The sequence below is a fragment of the Paeniglutamicibacter sp. NPDC012692 genome (assembly GCF_042901625.1).
GTDB lineage: Bacteria > Actinomycetota > Actinomycetes > Actinomycetales > Micrococcaceae > Paeniglutamicibacter.
The window spans coordinates 49,153-64,036 of record NZ_JBIBDE010000006.1 but is presented as its reverse complement, the minus strand read 5'-3'; the positions used below and the strand labels follow the sequence as shown (position 1 = coordinate 64,036).

At 62.5% G+C, this 14,884-nt stretch carries 22 protein-coding genes; 3 read left to right on the top strand and 19 right to left on the bottom strand.

Annotated elements, in window-relative coordinates; genetic code table 11:
- Nucleotides 1-3: 3 nt before the first annotated feature.
- The 19 genes from ACFY5D_RS18135 to ACFY5D_RS18045 form a co-directional block, all read right to left on the bottom strand.
- Nucleotides 4-1,263, bottom strand: a complete 1,260-nt coding sequence (locus ACFY5D_RS18135) for a hypothetical protein (protein ID WP_387533093.1) — start codon at nucleotides 1,261-1,263, stop codon at nucleotides 4-6.
- Entirely contained in the window at nucleotides 1,263-3,413 is a 2,151-nt protein-coding gene (locus tag ACFY5D_RS18130; protein ID WP_387533090.1) for a hypothetical protein, read from the bottom strand. The genes ACFY5D_RS18135 and ACFY5D_RS18130 overlap by 1 nt, the downstream gene beginning before the upstream one ends.
- A 121-nt stretch (nucleotides 3,414-3,534) precedes the next feature.
- Nucleotides 3,535-3,858 carry a hypothetical protein gene (locus ACFY5D_RS18125; RefSeq protein ID WP_387533087.1) on the bottom strand — a complete coding sequence of 108 codons (324 nt, stop codon included), beginning with the start codon at nucleotides 3,856-3,858 and terminating at the stop codon, nucleotides 3,535-3,537.
- Nucleotides 3,859-3,863: 5 nt separating this feature from the next.
- Entirely contained in the window at nucleotides 3,864-4,247 is a 384-nt protein-coding gene (locus ACFY5D_RS18120; RefSeq protein ID WP_387533084.1) for a hypothetical protein, read from the bottom strand.
- A 3-nt stretch (nucleotides 4,248-4,250) separates the two neighbouring features.
- Nucleotides 4,251-4,673, bottom strand: a complete 423-nt coding sequence (locus tag ACFY5D_RS18115; protein ID WP_387533081.1) for a hypothetical protein — start codon at nucleotides 4,671-4,673, stop codon at nucleotides 4,251-4,253.
- 12 nt (nucleotides 4,674-4,685) lie between these two features.
- A complete protein-coding gene (locus tag ACFY5D_RS18110) occupies nucleotides 4,686-5,063 on the bottom strand; it encodes a hypothetical protein (protein ID WP_387533078.1) in 378 nt (125 codons plus the stop codon).
- Nucleotides 5,060-5,356 (bottom strand): hypothetical protein, encoded by a 297-nt coding sequence (locus tag ACFY5D_RS18105; protein WP_387533075.1) that lies wholly within the window; start codon nucleotides 5,354-5,356, stop codon nucleotides 5,060-5,062. The genes ACFY5D_RS18110 and ACFY5D_RS18105 overlap by 4 nt, the downstream gene beginning before the upstream one ends.
- A 2-nt stretch (nucleotides 5,357-5,358) precedes the next feature.
- A complete protein-coding gene (locus ACFY5D_RS18100; protein ID WP_387533072.1) occupies nucleotides 5,359-6,957 on the bottom strand; it encodes an HK97 family phage prohead protease in 1,599 nt (532 codons plus the stop codon).
- Nucleotides 6,954-8,018: a phage portal protein gene (locus tag ACFY5D_RS18095; protein WP_387533069.1), complete on the bottom strand. Its 1,065-nt coding sequence runs from the start codon at nucleotides 8,016-8,018 to the stop codon at nucleotides 6,954-6,956. Before ACFY5D_RS18095 ends, ACFY5D_RS18100 begins: the two co-directional genes overlap by 4 nt.
- A 206-nt stretch (nucleotides 8,019-8,224) precedes the next feature.
- Nucleotides 8,225-9,694 carry a hypothetical protein gene (locus ACFY5D_RS18090; protein ID WP_387533066.1) on the bottom strand — a complete coding sequence of 490 codons (1,470 nt, stop codon included), beginning with the start codon at nucleotides 9,692-9,694 and terminating at the stop codon, nucleotides 8,225-8,227.
- Entirely contained in the window at nucleotides 9,630-10,007 is a 378-nt protein-coding gene (locus ACFY5D_RS18085) for a hypothetical protein (protein ID WP_387533064.1), read from the bottom strand. Before ACFY5D_RS18085 ends, ACFY5D_RS18090 begins: the two co-directional genes overlap by 65 nt.
- Nucleotides 10,008-10,108: 101 nt before the next feature.
- Nucleotides 10,109-10,291: a hypothetical protein gene (locus ACFY5D_RS18080; RefSeq protein ID WP_387533061.1), complete on the bottom strand. Its 183-nt coding sequence runs from the start codon at nucleotides 10,289-10,291 to the stop codon at nucleotides 10,109-10,111.
- A gap of 2 nt (nucleotides 10,292-10,293) precedes the next feature.
- Nucleotides 10,294-11,016 carry an HNH endonuclease gene (locus ACFY5D_RS18075; protein ID WP_387533059.1) on the bottom strand — a complete coding sequence of 241 codons (723 nt, stop codon included), beginning with the start codon at nucleotides 11,014-11,016 and terminating at the stop codon, nucleotides 10,294-10,296.
- Nucleotides 11,009-11,260, bottom strand: coding sequence for a hypothetical protein (locus tag ACFY5D_RS18070; RefSeq protein ID WP_387533056.1), 252 nt, complete (start codon nucleotides 11,258-11,260; stop codon nucleotides 11,009-11,011). Before ACFY5D_RS18070 ends, ACFY5D_RS18075 begins: the two co-directional genes overlap by 8 nt.
- Nucleotides 11,257-11,460: a helix-turn-helix transcriptional regulator gene (locus ACFY5D_RS18065; RefSeq protein ID WP_387533053.1), complete on the bottom strand. Its 204-nt coding sequence runs from the start codon at nucleotides 11,458-11,460 to the stop codon at nucleotides 11,257-11,259. Before ACFY5D_RS18065 ends, ACFY5D_RS18070 begins: the two co-directional genes overlap by 4 nt.
- A complete protein-coding gene (locus tag ACFY5D_RS18060) occupies nucleotides 11,453-11,731 on the bottom strand; it encodes a hypothetical protein (protein ID WP_387533050.1) in 279 nt (92 codons plus the stop codon). The genes ACFY5D_RS18065 and ACFY5D_RS18060 overlap by 8 nt, the downstream gene beginning before the upstream one ends.
- A 70-nt stretch (nucleotides 11,732-11,801) precedes the next feature.
- Nucleotides 11,802-12,059 carry a hypothetical protein gene (locus ACFY5D_RS18055; RefSeq protein ID WP_387533047.1) on the bottom strand — a complete coding sequence of 86 codons (258 nt, stop codon included), beginning with the start codon at nucleotides 12,057-12,059 and terminating at the stop codon, nucleotides 11,802-11,804.
- On the bottom strand, nucleotides 12,031-12,729 hold the full coding sequence (locus ACFY5D_RS18050) for a helix-turn-helix domain-containing protein (protein ID WP_387533044.1): 699 nt from the start codon (nucleotides 12,727-12,729) through the stop codon (nucleotides 12,031-12,033). Before ACFY5D_RS18050 ends, ACFY5D_RS18055 begins: the two co-directional genes overlap by 29 nt.
- An 11-nt stretch (nucleotides 12,730-12,740) precedes the next feature.
- Nucleotides 12,741-12,947: a helix-turn-helix transcriptional regulator gene (locus ACFY5D_RS18045; protein WP_387533041.1), complete on the bottom strand. Its 207-nt coding sequence runs from the start codon at nucleotides 12,945-12,947 to the stop codon at nucleotides 12,741-12,743.
- A gap of 108 nt (nucleotides 12,948-13,055) precedes the next feature.
- Between ACFY5D_RS18045 and ACFY5D_RS18040 the strand changes: the two genes are divergently transcribed.
- The 3 genes from ACFY5D_RS18040 to ACFY5D_RS18030 all read left to right on the top strand — a co-directional run bounded on the left by ACFY5D_RS18040 (nucleotide 13,056) and on the right by ACFY5D_RS18030 (nucleotide 14,813).
- Nucleotides 13,056-13,352: a helix-turn-helix domain-containing protein gene (locus ACFY5D_RS18040; RefSeq protein WP_387533038.1), complete on the top strand. Its 297-nt coding sequence runs from the start codon at nucleotides 13,056-13,058 to the stop codon at nucleotides 13,350-13,352.
- A gap of 38 nt (nucleotides 13,353-13,390) precedes the next feature.
- Complete coding sequence (locus tag ACFY5D_RS18035; protein ID WP_387533654.1) at nucleotides 13,391-14,242, top strand: SGNH/GDSL hydrolase family protein; 852 nt, start codon at nucleotides 13,391-13,393, stop codon at nucleotides 14,240-14,242.
- Between the two features lie 148 nt (nucleotides 14,243-14,390).
- Nucleotides 14,391-14,813: an SHOCT domain-containing protein gene (locus ACFY5D_RS18030; RefSeq protein ID WP_387533035.1), complete on the top strand. Its 423-nt coding sequence runs from the start codon at nucleotides 14,391-14,393 to the stop codon at nucleotides 14,811-14,813.
- Nucleotides 14,814-14,884: the final 71 nt, after the last annotated feature.

Genomic DNA, 14,884 nt, shown 5'->3' with positions numbered 1-14,884 from the left:
CTCCTAAATTTGGTTCCAAGTGCGGGATTCGGATTCCCACGGGTATGTTGCTGATTCCCACACGCGGGCCGGCACGACGGGCGTGGGGGTGTCCCCCACGGCGTGCGCGTAGGGCACCAGTGAGAGTTCCAGACGCCATTCGTTGTGGGTGATGGTTTCGGTGATGCCCTCGGCAAAATGCGCACCGCGCAGCGCTTCGGGCCAGTCACCGGAGAAGAACACCGGGTCGCCGGCTTCCAGTTCCAAGAGTTGAGCGGCCTGCCGGCGGTGGTACTCCCTGTCGGAGCCGATCAGGTACAGCAGGTCGATGGTGATGGAGGGAACCGAGAAAACCCGCGTGCTCGAGGAATGGACGACGCCGTACGCCTCGCGGTACAGCTGGTTATCCACGCCGGCAACCTGCACATACGACCAGTCCTTTTCCACGGTTTCGCGCAGCTCCCCGGTGGGGTTGCTGGTTGACGCGGAGCGGGTCGCAATCCCCCCAGTGTTGTTGGTGATCTTGTAATCGACCTTCACCGCCGGCCGCTCGTTGGGCTGCTCCCACGCGGCGGGGCTGATCGCTTGCGAGCGGGTCAGCGGCATTTGCGTGGCCAGCTTCGCGGCCGCGTTGCTGATGCGCCACAGGTGCCCGAACACGTTGGTGCGCCCGTCGCGGGTTTCCTGTAGCAGGATCCCCAAATCGGTGGCGTACTTGCCCAGCCCGTCCCGGCAGAGCGTCTTTTCCTGATCGGTGGCGATAATGTCGGAGGAACCGAACAGATTGACGTTGATGCCGCGCGCGGCGTTGGCTGCGTCCAGCAGACCGGCAATGACCGACAGGACGGGTTCACCGGTCAGCGGGGTGTAGTGCTTGGGGCTGTAGTTCATCTGGGCTATCCACGACGCGGCGGTGTAGGTCGTGATGAACCGCTTCCCGGTGTCCTCCACGCTGGTGGCTCCCAGCCGGCCGGTGAACCGTCGTTCGATCACCGACGCGGTGGTGCCAAGGTGCGCGGCCAACGTCGCGGCCGGGGCGGGTCGCATGAAGAACCGCGCTTCCCGGCCGGACACGGCCGATGAGTATTGGCCCTTGACGCCGATCTCCATGGTGGAGGGGTGCGACCCGCCGCCGCGTTCGGACTTGCCCCGGCGTATGGACACCCCCGTGATGTCGGAATCGTAGAGGGTGCCCAGCGGCTCGGAATACAGGGCGAACGCGGACGATGGCATGCCCAGCTTCTTGAACGTGCGCCACAGTCGCCCCGGCTTGTATGTGGCCACTATCCCTCACCCACCAAACGTGCTTCGTCCCGCAACAGCTTCTTGATTTCCCGGGCCACGCCGATGCGGTCGGTCACCAGCCCGTTGAAGTTGATGACGATGTTGCGCGGTGCCTGGGGGGCCGTCCGCGTGCCGGTGTCGGTGGTCGGGGCAAGCTTCGACTTGCTGACCTTGGGCAGCGCGGGCACGGTGCCGGCCTTGGATGCGTCCTTGGTCTTGTCCTTGAGCTTGCGGCGCTTCATCTCGGCCAGTTTCATCTGGTTGGCCTTCAGCATCTGGTTCTCGACCTTCATCGCGTGCTTGGCCTGCTCGAACTTTTTGCGGCGCATGAACTCGTCCTTCGAGTGCATGCCCGGTGACTTGAGCAGGCGGCTGTCGATCCCCACGGCCCGCCGTTGCTCGGCCAACCACTTGGTGAATTTGCCCCTGAACGTCAGGTCTTTGCCGGTGCCGGCGGAGGGCCGGCGGTTCATGCGCGGGGTCGCGTCCAGCGAACCGATTTCGCGGGTGACTCCGCGCAGGAACTTGGTCAGCTTCGGCTTCTCGTCCTTCATACTGCCCACCAGCCCGCCCATGATCGCCTTGCCGGCTGGCCGCAGCAGGCGGCGGTCGTAGCTGATCGGGCCCTTGTGGTCGGCAATCCACTTGCCGATGCCGCCGATGAAGTCTTTTCCGGCTTCCCACGCGCCCTTCAGCCCGCCAATGAACCCGTCGATGATGGCACGCCCCGCGCCTGTGAGCAGGTTGCCCAGACCGCCCAGCGCGGAGCCGATCAGATCGGGGATGCCCCGGATGATGCCCATCACCAGATCGACGCCGCCCTGGGTGATGTTCTTCAGGCCTTGGAACGCCAAGTCCCAGTTGCCGGTGAAGATGCCGGTCGCCACCTGAATGACGCCGGTAATGATCTGCATTGCTGATTTGATCAGGCCGGCGACGATGCCGAACACGGTGGTCACTACCGGAAGCAATGCTTGGATGGCCGGAACGACCAAGCCGACGATGGTGGACACAACCGGCATCAGGGCCGCGACGATGCCGGCGAACGCGGTGATCACCGGGGGCAGCACCGTGGTGGCCAAGTTGGTGATGATCGGAATCAGGGCACCGGCAATCTGGGTGATCAGCGGCGATACGGTGGCGATCACCGACTGCACCACGGGAATGACGGCACCGAAGATGCTCACGAGGGCCGGCCCCACGACGCCGGCAATGGTCTGGAACATGGCGATGATCTGCGGCAGCAGCGGCAGCAGCGACTGCCAGACGATGGAAAGCGGATTCATGATGGTCAGCACCGTGGAGATGGCCGGCCCCAGCATCTCAAAGGCACCGCCCATGCCGCCGGCCCCCAGCCCGTTCACAAGGTTGGAGACGGCCGGCAGCACGGTGGAGTTGATAAACCCGAACGCGGCGGTGACGATGGGCAGGAAGATGCCGCCAATGGTGGTCGTGATGTTCTTCCACGTGGCGGCAGCGCGCTGCTGCTGGCCTTGCAGGGTGTTGGATTCCTTGGCGAAATTGCCGTGCGCGTCGGCGGTCTGCTTCATGATCAGCGAGAGCGTGGCCGCTTGGTTCGCCTCGGCCGACAGCGAACCGCCTACCTTCGTGAAGCCCAGGGCAGCGGCTTCCGCGTCGATCTTTGCTTGGTTCAGCGACACACCGTATTTCTCGATGGGGTCGCGTTCGCCCTTCAGCGCGGAGGACAGCGCGGCCACGGCATCGGCAGACGTGCCGCCGAACATCGAACTGAGGTCAGCGCCCAGCCCGATCAGGTCGTTCGTTTTGCCGCCCAAGTCCTTCATGGCGGTGCCGCCGTTCTTCAGCTGCGTGCCAATGAGGGTGCCCAACTCGTTGTACTCGTTCGCGGTCAGGCCCACGTTGGTGGCCGCTTCCTTGGCGAACTTGTGCATCTCGGGCGCGCCGGACTTGAACACCGTGTCAATGGCACCCATCGACTGCTCAAGGTCGCCGGCAGCGGTCACCGCTGCCTTGCCCCACGCGATCACCTTGCCCACGGCGAAGAACGCGGCGGCAGCACCCACGGCCTTGCCCATCATCCCGGCCGCGCTACTGGTGCGCTTCATGCCGGCGACGGCCTGCTTCTCGTCGGAGAGAATTCGCAGCGAGAGGATCGCGGTTTTAGCCACTAGTTGTTCTCCATGTCTTCCGCTTCTTCTTCAATCAGGTCAATCGCCGTGGCCAGATACGCCGGCTCCATTTCTTCCCAGACGGCCGGCGGGATGCCGGACCGAATGGCAAGAATCGTGATTAGCCGGCCAAGGCTGCCGGCTGGGTAGGGTCTTCGGAGTCATCCCCGATCACGTCGGCGTCCTTCTCCAACTCGACAACCTGGGCATCGAACACCGCCTCGTTGTATTCGTCCCACGAGAGGTCGTGCAGGCCCGCGGCCTTGGCGGCGTGCCATGCCATGAAGCTGGTGATCTGGGATGCGTCGCGTTCCTCGTCCCAGTTGTTCGCCCGCGCGCTCTTGGTGGACTGCAACTTCGTTTTCAGGCCCACGCGGAACGGGCCGATCACGCGGCCGTCCTCGAACTCGATGAACCCGACGAACTTCTTCATTTCCTGCGCCATGTTGGTTACTTCCCTTGAACTTGGTTGAGTGCTTTTTGGACGCCGGCTTCGTAGACCGGCAACCAACGGGATTCGGAGGACGTTGCGCCGTCGCTCATGAACTCGTTGGCCTTGATGCTGCGTGCCGCCCATCCCCAGTGGATGGGGCCGGCGTAGGGCACCGATTTGTACCCCGAACGGACGATGCCGGCGGTGGTGGTGCCCGATGACCGGATGGAGCGAATGAGCCGGCCCGTTGGCCCCATCGGTGCCCTTGCCCTGGCCGCTTCGGCGGCGATTGATGCCGCGTCGGCGTGGGCTTCTTTCATCACCGACAGATCGTGGCCGGCCTTGCGGAGGGTGGAGCGCAGCCGCTTCGCACCCTCCACGGTGACCAACTGGTCACCCATGGGTTAGCCGGCCGGCACGGCAGAGGGAACCCAGTCGCCGATGCCCTTGAACTCGAAGTCCGTGGTGTTGCGCGTCTTCACGTCGCCGCCGATGGCCACGGCCCGAATCTTCACGCTGCCCTTGATGGTCAGCCCGCCTGCGGTGGACGGGGTGAACTCGAACGGCAGCACCTTGCCGGCGTTGGTCTTGCACCACACCAGCAGCGAGGTCATCCCGCCGTAGTCCTGAAGGAACGAGCCGGTCAGCATGTAGCTTTCCGTCTCGTCGCCTTCCAGTTCCTCACCGGAGAGAACCGGAATGTTGTCTTCCTCGTCCACGGACGGTTCCAACTTCACGGCCGTGCACTGCGAACCGAATTCCTGAAGAGATGCCGTTTCCCCGAACTTGAGGAAACCGGGGCCAAGCTTGTGCGATTTGATCGCCATGGGGTGTGCTCCTTAGCTGTCGTGCTGCTCGGTGAAAGTCAGCACATAGGCGGCATGCGGTTGCATGCTCGGGTGTTCGTAGTTGGCCGGGTCGGCCTTGTCTATATCCATCGGCACGCGCAGCGCTTCAATGACTTGGTCAATGGACGTCCAAGCGGTGAGCCGGTCGGCCGGCGGGCCGGCGATCACGAACAACTCCCACTCGGCTTCCTGCGTGTTGTAGGTGATGAAGGTGAGCTTCGGCGGCTGCACGGCCACCACCGGGCCGTTGGGTAGCGCACCGGGAATTTCGACGGGGTTCGCCGTCACGGTCACGTCGTCAAGGCCCGCAGCGGCCAGCACTTCGCGCATTTCCTCCACCAGTTCGGCGGCGCGTTCCAGCCGGTTCATGCGAGGGCCGGCCCCGTGTAGGGGCGCAGAATGTCGTACGCGGCCTTGAGCGGGTCACGGGCAATGCGCATGGGGGCCATGTCCAAGCCCTGCATATCGGCAATGCCGTTGCGTGACTGCCGGCGGTGGAACAGCTCGGCCCCGACTTCGAGCACCGCGCGTTCCAGTACGGCCGGCGGCACGGTGACCTCGCCCAGATGCGTGGCCACCATGGCTGCGGCTTCGGCCGCACACTGGGTGGCGTACGCGTCGTTGGCCGGAGCCTGCACGTAGGCGGCCAGTGTCACGCCCACGGCTATGCGCCCAGCTTGACCGGCAGCACCGCGTCGGGGAACGGGGTGGTGATGGCCACGTAGCCGTACAGGCTGGCCGTCTTGGTCAGGTTGATGATGTTCTCATCCTGAAGCTGGAACGGTGCCCCTGGGGATTCGAGGGTTTCGAGAGCCACCGAATCATAGAAGGCCAGACGGCCAGTGGTGGCGCGGGTGCCCACGAGCGACACCGGCAGGTTGGCCAGCGAGCCGTCGGCGCGCTTCAGGTTCAGTTCTCCCACCATGTTCATGCCGGTGCCGTACACGTTCATGAGGCGGTTGCCGTTGCCGTCGGTGAGTCGGTTCAGGCGCTTGAACTGGTCAACCGATGCGTGCAGCCCCTCGGTAACAAAGCCGCGCTCCTCGTAGATCAGGGCCGCGTCGATGATCAGGTCAAGGAAGTCGTTTGCATCGGCATCAGCGGCAAGGTTCAGCGCAGCGTCGGGGTTCTCGACCTGATTGCCAATGAGCGTGTCCATGAGCGCGAAGTACTCGGCGCGGAACCGAGTTTCGGTGCCCTTGGCGTACTTCAGCATCATGGCTTTCCACAGCGTGTTCACGGTCGGGATGGTGGCGCGGGTGATCGACTGGAACGACATGTTCGTGTAGCCGCCCACGGTGTGAACCGACGCCGAATCAATCTCAAGTTCAACCTTGCCCGGGCCGGTGAGGTCGTCGCCCTCTGCTGCCTGTTCGCCCACGGCGGTGGTGTCCGACTTCAGCTTGCCGAACTCCACCTTCATGCCGGTGGCCGGCAATGCCTGCTTGCCGAAGGTGTTCACGAGCTTGCGGCGGTCTTCCACGAGCTTGATGTACTCGCCCAACCATGAATCCTTGACGATGGCATCGGCCAGCACGTTGGCCGGCGCTGCGCGGTCGGTGAACTGTGCGTGGAAGTTCAGGGCTGCTTCGTCGCCCTCGGCCACGGCGCGCACGAACTCGCCCATGTTGCGGAACTCGGGAATGACGATGGCCGGCGGGGTCGGCTGCTGGCCGGCCCGAAGCAGGGCAAACGCGCGTTCCATTTCGCTCTGGCCGTCCAAGAGCGGCTGAAGGTCGGCGCGGGTCAGGGTATCGGTATCCATGGGGGTGCCTTTCGTGGCTGGTTGTTCTCGAATTTCGGTGATCTTTGCCGCTTCGTAGGCCGGGTGCGGCACAAGCGAGACTTCACGAACGAGCACCTTGGTCATGACCACGGTGCCGTCTTCTTCCTGCCGGTATTCGATGGGCTTGAAGCCAACCGATAGCCGGTCGATGCTGCCGGCCTTCAGCAGCGCATACGCGTCACGGCCAAGGCTGGTGTCGGCAATCAGGCCGTCAATTTCCCACCCGGCGTCCGAGTCGCGGTTGGCGGCTAGGTGGCCGATGATTTCGCCGTGGCGGTAGTAGACTTTTGCGCCGTCCGAATCCTGGACTGCACCGCGTGCGAACGATTCGATGTAGCTGCCGTCTCCGTACAGGTCGATGGGTGTATCCCACGGAACGGCAATGCCGGTGAACGAGCGGGCTTCGCCGGCAGCGGCGCGCACGGCCATTTCGCGGACGATTAGCCCGTCCTTGTTGATCAGCTTCTCGGGGTTCATGCGGATTCCTCCTTGAGGGCCTGGGCCGGCTTCGTGGTGTTCATTTGCTCCCGCTGCTTCTTGGTGAGCGGGGCGCGGCCTTCCATGGCACGCACTTCGTCATCGGTGAGGAATCCGGCGTTCATGCCAAGCTGGTGCGCTTGGTATCGGGTCAGCGTGTCGGAGCGCAGCAGCGAATCGACATTGAACTTGACCTTCTGGCCGCGCACGGTCAGCCCGGTGAGTGCGTCCTCGATCTTGCGCAGGTAGGCCATGAGCGTGAAGCGCACGAACCCGATCCAGTCCTGCTCGATGTTGGCGTAGGTCATCGACCCGCCTTCGACGGCCGCAAGCATCAGGGATGCCGGCACGCCGAACAATCGGGCCAGCTGCGTGGTGGTGAACTGGCGGGATTCGAGCCACTGCGCGTCGGAGGGCTTGAGCATGATGGGCGTGTAGGTGGTGCCCTTGCCGAGCACCTTCACGCCGCTGGGGTTGTCGGCCGGCTTTTCGTCGGTGCCGTTCCAAGCGGCCTTGAACAGCTTCGCGTCGTCGGCGGTGAGCACCTGATCACTGGTGAGGATGCCCGATGGAATCTTGCCTTCGCTGAACCACAGGCTTGCGTAGTCGCGCAATTCGAGCGCGCCGCGCAGCTCCACTTGGGTGGCCTGAATCGGGCCAAGGCCGCGCGGGTCGCCCGGCAGCTTCATCAGCGACACTTGCACGATCTGGCTGGCCCGGTAGACGTTGGCCCGGTAGTGGTACGTGACGACGTTCGTCTTGGGATCCTTGCGCACGGTCATCTCGTGCGGGTTCAGGATTTCAAGGTTCTGGACGGTGCCGGCCACCTCGTGCTTCAGCCAAAAACCGTCGCCGGCGGCGAACATGCTCATGACCGTCTGTTCAAAGAAATCGGCTGGACTCATGTCCAAGCACGGTGTCTTGATCAGTGACGGCGTTTCGGAGTCGTCCAGGCGCAGCCCACCGCGCTCCACATGGTGGGTCACTTGCAGGGTGGCGGTGGTGATGATCTGCATGGCCCGGTACACGTCTGACAGGCTGGCGGCATCACGCGTGGACACGAACGTATGGGAGTCGGGTCGTGGCGGCAGCGTGATGCCGGCCGATGGTGCGGTGCCTGAAACAGTGCGGGGAATGATCCCAAGGGCTGCGGCTACTCGCTGAATGATCGGCATGGCTAAGACTCTGGGTTGACCACAGCCGACGCGCCAAGCGGTGCGCGCGGTTGGCCGTGGTTACTCGCAGTTACTCGCGGTTACAAGCGGCCCTAAAAAATCTGAATACCTGCCACTTCGGGCATGTGGTCGATGCCCCACGTGCCCAGCGTTGCGGCTTCGAGCGCGGCCGTCGAACCCACCGACGCGCGCCGGCCCCATACCCACGCGCCGTCGCCCACGCTGCGCTTCGCTGCCACCTCGGCCGCGTCGTCAAGGGCGTTCCACTGGTCGGGGCGGTGCAGCCAGATGGCCGGTTCGTCCTTGCGCGCCACGCCGGAATAGACCTGGCTGCATGCAGCGGAAACGGAACTTGTCTTGAGATCGATCAGCGGGATGCCGGCGCGCTTGCACTTGTCGTGCAGGTCGGCCGACGGGCCGTAAGAGTCGATGGCGAACGGTGCGCCGTGCTTCTCGTACAGCTCCATGCAGCGCCTGAACGCGTGGCCGCTGCCGGGTCGCCAGTCCACCACCTCGCTGATCTTCTTGCCGTCCACGATGCCGGTGGCAGTGATGGCGGTGTCTATGCCGTCCATGCCCACGGCGGCACCGAAACAGACCGTTGCCGGCAGCTTGGTGACGGTGCTCGCGGCGTTCCAGTCCGCTTCGGTTATCACGCGCTCGGTCGCGCCTGTTCGCCGGTTGCCGTAGGCGCGCAGGAACTCGGACAGGCCAAGATCGGCAAGGAACCCATAGAGGTCATCCATCTCGAACAGGAACCCGTAGCCGGGGTGCGCGGCGGCGATTTCCTTCATGAACGCCTTGAGTTCGTCGGGCTTGTCCACGTTTGGCGTGGGAATGCTCGGGTCAATGCCGAAGTCGAAGAATGCGGTGCCTGGGGGGCACGCTTCGCGGCACTGGGCCAGCAGCGCATTGAGGTACTCGGATTCAAGGGTTCCTTCGGTGGACAACACCCACAGTTGCGGGCGGTGCCCGGTTTTCTTGCGCCGGGTGGTGGTGGTCGGCACGATGGCCTGTTTCAGCGCGTTGGCTTGCAGGTTGTTGAAGAACCAAGCTTCGTCGATGGTGTTCTTGTCCGACTGCTTGGAGTGCAGCGAATCGGCCGTGGGCGGGTGGGGGCGTACCGTGCTGCCGTTGTGGAACGTGATCATCTGCGTGCCGTTGGAGCGGCGCACCCGGCCCATGTGCCTGAAGGGTGACTTCTCGAACGCTTCGGCCATTTCCAGCCATTTGTCGGATGCGTGCTGCCCCGACTGGGCCGTGTACCAAACGCGGCGCTTCGGCCCCATCAAGCAATTTTGAATGTCGTTGGCAAGGTCAAGGGTGGTCTTGCCGGCTTGGCGCTGCACGGTCACCACGACGGTGCCGTAGACAAATGATCCATCGTCGTTGAGTTCGCCGGCCACGTCGGCCACGTACTTCTGCCACGGCAGCAGCGGGGTGCCTAGGCCGGCTGCTGCCGCTGCGGTGTGCCCGCCGTAGGTTGCTCGCGTGTAGTCACGCGGCGTGGCTTGGCGCGGGGGCACTAGGCCCGGGTAGTGCTGGGCTAGCTGCGAATGCATCGAATAGCTTTCTTACGTCATCGGGCAGTGAATTGGTGTCGTCGGCGGCGTCATCGACGGGTTCGAGCAGTTCCAAGGTGGCCACGAGCTGCGCGGATTCCTGGGCAACGGCGCGGCCCTTCAGGTTGCCCTTGTAGATGCTGCGGGCCAGTTCCATGGCGGTCTGTGCAAGGAATTCCTTGGATGCAGGGATGCCGGCGGTGGCCCTTATCGCTTCAATCGACGCGTATACGGATTTTTCTATGGAACTTGCCCGTTCTTCGGGTTTTTCCAGCTCAAAAAGGGCTTGTGTGGGGTCTTCGTTGTCGTTCATTTGGCACCTCCTGCCTTTTTATTTTTTGGGGGTTGGGGGGAGGGATGGACGGTGGGCGCTGGGGTGTCCAGAGCATCCCGAATCAGAAAAACGGGGGCAACTTACGACTCAAGTTTCTTTGCGGCATCAAGCCACATCGTTCGTTCTTCGGCAACCAGTTGGATCATGATTCGATTCGATTCAAGTTCCTTGAACAGTTGATGCCGCTTGGTGCTTAGTTCCTCAAGCTTTGTCCTCTGCGCTTCAGCTCGCTTGAGTAGGAGTCTCTGTGGATAGTTGTCCATGGCTACCAATCCCTTGATGGTTGTGCGGTGGTGTTGCTTGGCTTCAGTGCGGTGGTTGCATCGTCGTAGTCGCTGGTGTCGGTGATGGTGCGGCCGGCCTTGTATGCATACCAGCGGTCTACCGTGGGCATCACATAGTCGGGCCGGTCGGCATAGCAGCGGCGCAGGACTTCCTCACGGCCGGGGTCAATCTCGATGACTTCCCAGCGCATGGCCTGATAACGGGCTATCTCGTCAGGCGTGGGCACGGCGTGGATGATCCAGACGGTGCAGCGTTCCTTCAGGCGTGTGGCCCGGTCGATGGCGGCCTTGCGTGCACCGATGGCCACGTGCCGCACGTGCACCGGGTAGACGTGCGAGTGGGCTTGCTGGTTGGGCATCAGTGCCCTGGCGATTGCGTCTAGGTCGATCATGATGTCGTTGAGGGTTGAGTGCTGCTCAATGTGGGTGGTCTTGCCGGCGGCGGGCGGGCCGATGACCACCTTGACGTTGGCGCCGAACCCGGCCCCGCCATAGATCCTGTTTCCGCGGGCGCTGTTGCAGGGCCGGCAGGCGGGCCGGTAGTTCTCGAGCACGTCTTCACCGCCCAAGCTGTAGGGCACGATGTGGTCTTTAGTGGTGGCGCGGCGCGTGCAGCCCGGTAGTTTCAGGTGGCAGACGTCGCCGTAGGTGGCCAGCACGAGCGCGGTCATGGCCTTGGAGCCACGGCCTGACTTCCTAACCATTGGGGCCTACCAGCATCACGGCGGCGTGGCCGGTGTTCTTCGAGTGGTTGCGGGCCACGGCTTGGGCTTGGCTGAAGGTGCCGGGGTGCGATTCAAAGTCGCATTCGACGCAATCGGCGTGGATCAGGTTCTCGGGCGCGGTGATCCCCTGCTTGAGCTTCTGGACTTCGCGGCCGGCCAGCCAGCCGATAGAGCCGGCTAGCAGGGCCACCAGCAGCAGCGCAGGAATGATGAAAGGGCTCATGGGGTGTTTCCTTCGGGTGTGGTCTTGTTTTGGTCTACCCAGCGGCGTACGTCGCCGGGTGTGTAGCGCACGTGCTTGCCGAGCCGGCTAAAGGCCGGCCCTCGGCCGCTGCGGCGTAGGTGGGCAACGGCGTGGACGGTCAGCCCGGTGAACTCGGCAACCTGCGCGGAATCCCACAGGCGCGGTTGGGCGTTATTCATGCTTCGTCATCCATTCCAGTTCGGCATGCAGCCGGGTTAGCTTGCGGTGTGCTTCTCGGGTCTGTTCTTCGGCTAGCAGTGCGTCGGTGATGGCGTGCACGCGGGCCGGCCCTGCGGTGCCTTCGATAAGTGCCTGGCGCTTGGTGTACTGATCGCGGAACGCGTGGTGAACCTCGACCTGTGCCCGGTAGCGTGCTCGGCCGCGCTCGACTTCTTCCCGGCGGCGTTCCCGGGGCAATTCGGTGAACGTGGGATGTAGTTCTAGAGCCATGTCGTGTACCAATTCCAAATCGTGGTCACGAGCGGGTGCAGCCAGCTCGGCGCAATGGCCAGCCAGTCGGTCAGCACGGTGGTTCCATCGGAAGGTAATCTTCGAGGTCGTGCAGGTCGCCGGCTGCTGCGTCGTGCTGCATCAGGCGAGCGGTGCGAACGAACTGGCGATATTCGTGCTTCAGGCGTTCGTCTCCGTCAACCGGTGAAGCAAATCCGTGTTCCCGGTTCATGTATTCGGACTTGGCCACCGTGACCGATGCAATGGGCCGCATGGGCAGTAGCTCAATCTCTGGTCGGTCAGACAGCATGGTGATTCGCTCCTTCATGGTCAAAAGCTTCTTGAATGGGTGATGCGTCCTTGCATGGGCCGCATGTGAAGTGTTGTTGTCCCGGTGTGTGGCGTCGTCCTGCTGCGCTACAGCCGGTGCACTCGATCATGGGAGTGTTCAGCCCGCTGTTGATGCACTGTTTGCAGTACCGTGCCCCGTTGATGCATCTCGGTTGTCCACAGGCCCAGCAGACGGCCGCGCGCTCTGGTGAGGTACTAGGAAAACTGCCATCAGAGTTAAGGGGTGGTTCTAAGGATGGTTCGGGTGTCGCTGGCGACACCCCTCCCCCTGTCGCTGGCGACACCCCCCGGGTGTCGCTACCGACACCCCCTGTCGCTGGCGACACCCCCTGCGCTGGCTTATCAACAACCTTGTGGTTCTTCGTGCGATCGCATCCTGGGGGGCACTGAAGAGTGATGCTGTAGAGATTCGGCCGGCTGTGATCTGGTGTCATGCGCGTGCCGCCCTGCTGCATATGGCGCTGCACCTCCCCAAGCTCCACAAGTGCACTGATGTGCTTCTGGACTTGGCGGGGCGTGACAGAAGCGTACTTAGCCAGCGTGGCGATTGACGGCCATGCGCCGCCGTCGCCGTCGTGGTTGGCAATGCCGATCATGACGAGCTTCGCTGCGCCGGTGGCTTTGCTGTGGTGCAGGGCAATGGCCATGGATTCGATACTCACTTGCTGCCCTCGGTTTTTACGTCATTCAGATCGAACACGAACGCGCCATGCGGCCCATCAAGACGGGCAAGCGGTGTGAGCTTGCCGGCTGCTATGCGTCGACTCATCGTTGAGCGGTCAATCCCCAGCAGGTCACACACTGTTGCAGCACCGACTAGCTGATCAGGGACGATCATTCGGGCTTGATCTGTTGGAGTGGTCATGACGCAAAGATAGTTGCATTGCAATGCGCAAAGCAAACTAGGCGGCGTGTCGCAAATTGCATTGCAATGTTCGTTGCATGAACTTAGAAATGGTGCAATGCTAGTTGCATGACTGAACAACCGATGTACGTTTTCCGCTTTGAGATGGATATTCACGACCGCATGCGCAAGGCATTGCGAGTTGCAGACGTGAGTGTTCAAGAAATCGCTGAAGCAGTCGGCATCAACCGAAACTCGGTGAGTGCTTGGCTGAACGGCCGATCCAAGCCAAATGACATTCAGCTAAAGAAGTTCGCTTTGCGCACCGGTGCGCCGCTGGAATGGCTGGTGAAGGGCGAAATAAAAGAACACGCCCCGTCACCAAACGGCGGCGGGGCGCGGGGAGCTGAACCTACGCTTAGGTAACTTAGATATTCTTTGGTAAGAATACCTCTGTGAACAACATGGCCATCCCACTCAAAGAAGACTCCTCGACCGACAGCACGCTTCTCCACCCGTGGCGACGCTACGTGGCCCTGGGCGATTCCTTCACCGAAGGAATTGGCGATGTTGATCCAAGCAGCCCCGGCGGCTACCGCGGGTGGGCAGACCGCGTGGCCGAGCAGCTCAGCCAAGGCGTCGAGGACTTCGCCTACGCGAATCTCGCCATCCGCGGCCGTCTCATTGCCCAGATTTTCGACGAGCAGGCTGGCCCGGCACTTGAGCTCAAGCCGGATCTGATCAGTCTTTGCGCCGGCGGAAACGACGTCATTCGCCCGGGCGGCGACCCTGACGCCATCGCCGACAAGCTCGATGCTCTCATGCGGATTCTTGCGACATCTGGCGCCACCATTTTGCTTTTCACCGGCCCGGATATCCGTGACACGCCGGTATTGGGCGGCATCCGCGGCAAGGTCGCGATCTACAACGAAAACGTTCGCACCATTGCCGCCCGATACGACGCCGTCGTGGCCGACATGTGGTCGCTGCGCGAACTGCACCAGCCACAAATGTGGGCCGACGATCGACTGCATTTCTCCTCGCTCGGACACCACACGATTGCGGCCATGGCACTTGACGCCCTGAACGTTCCGCACGACTTGCAGCACGCAGAGCCCGGCGAAGCCGAAACCAAGAATTGGCGCGAAGCCCGCCGCGAGGACCTGATCTGGGCTCGCACGCATTTGGCCCCGTGGGTCATCCGCCGCATCCGGCACCAATCCTCGGGAGACGGCATCACCGCCAAGCGCCCACTTGCCGTTCCGTTCAGTGAGCCCACCGCCGGACCTTTGTTGGGCACCGGATCAAGCGACTGAACATCTCGCCGGAAAACTGAACAACCCGTCACAAATGGAAAACGATTTGCGAAATTCGGCGGTTCTGCAATCAATTGATGCTTAACTAGTGACTACAGGCCATGTCATTGGCCTGTTTCACTGCGGCTCATGCCGGGACAGGACGTCAATGATGAACCTAGCAAGCACGACAACATTCGACGACATTCCGCCGGAAATCCTGGAACAAATGGGGAACTCTGAACCTGTCGATTTCGGATACGTGGGCACAGGCGGGACTGACTTTCCCGGTGGCTTGGGTTTCGTTTTTGATTCATTCGGCGTGATTTTCGCAATCGTTGCCTTACTCGTCCTTGCAGCATTCATCTTCACGGCTGTCGTTGGCGTCCGCAACTACAAGGCCAGCAAGAACGCGGGACTGGATCCTTTCACCCTGCAAACCGAGTTGGCTGTCCGTGCTGCCAACTCGGAAATGCTGGCGCCGAAGAAGACCGTAGAACAGAAATTGATTGAACTGGATAGCCTTTTGGCCCGCGGTGTCATTACCCGAGACGAATACACCCAGGCACGCCTCAAGGCACTCACCGACTAGATCCACTTGGCGCGCAAAGACTGATGGCTCCGGCCGAAGATTGTTTCTTCGGCCGGAGCCACCCGTTTCAG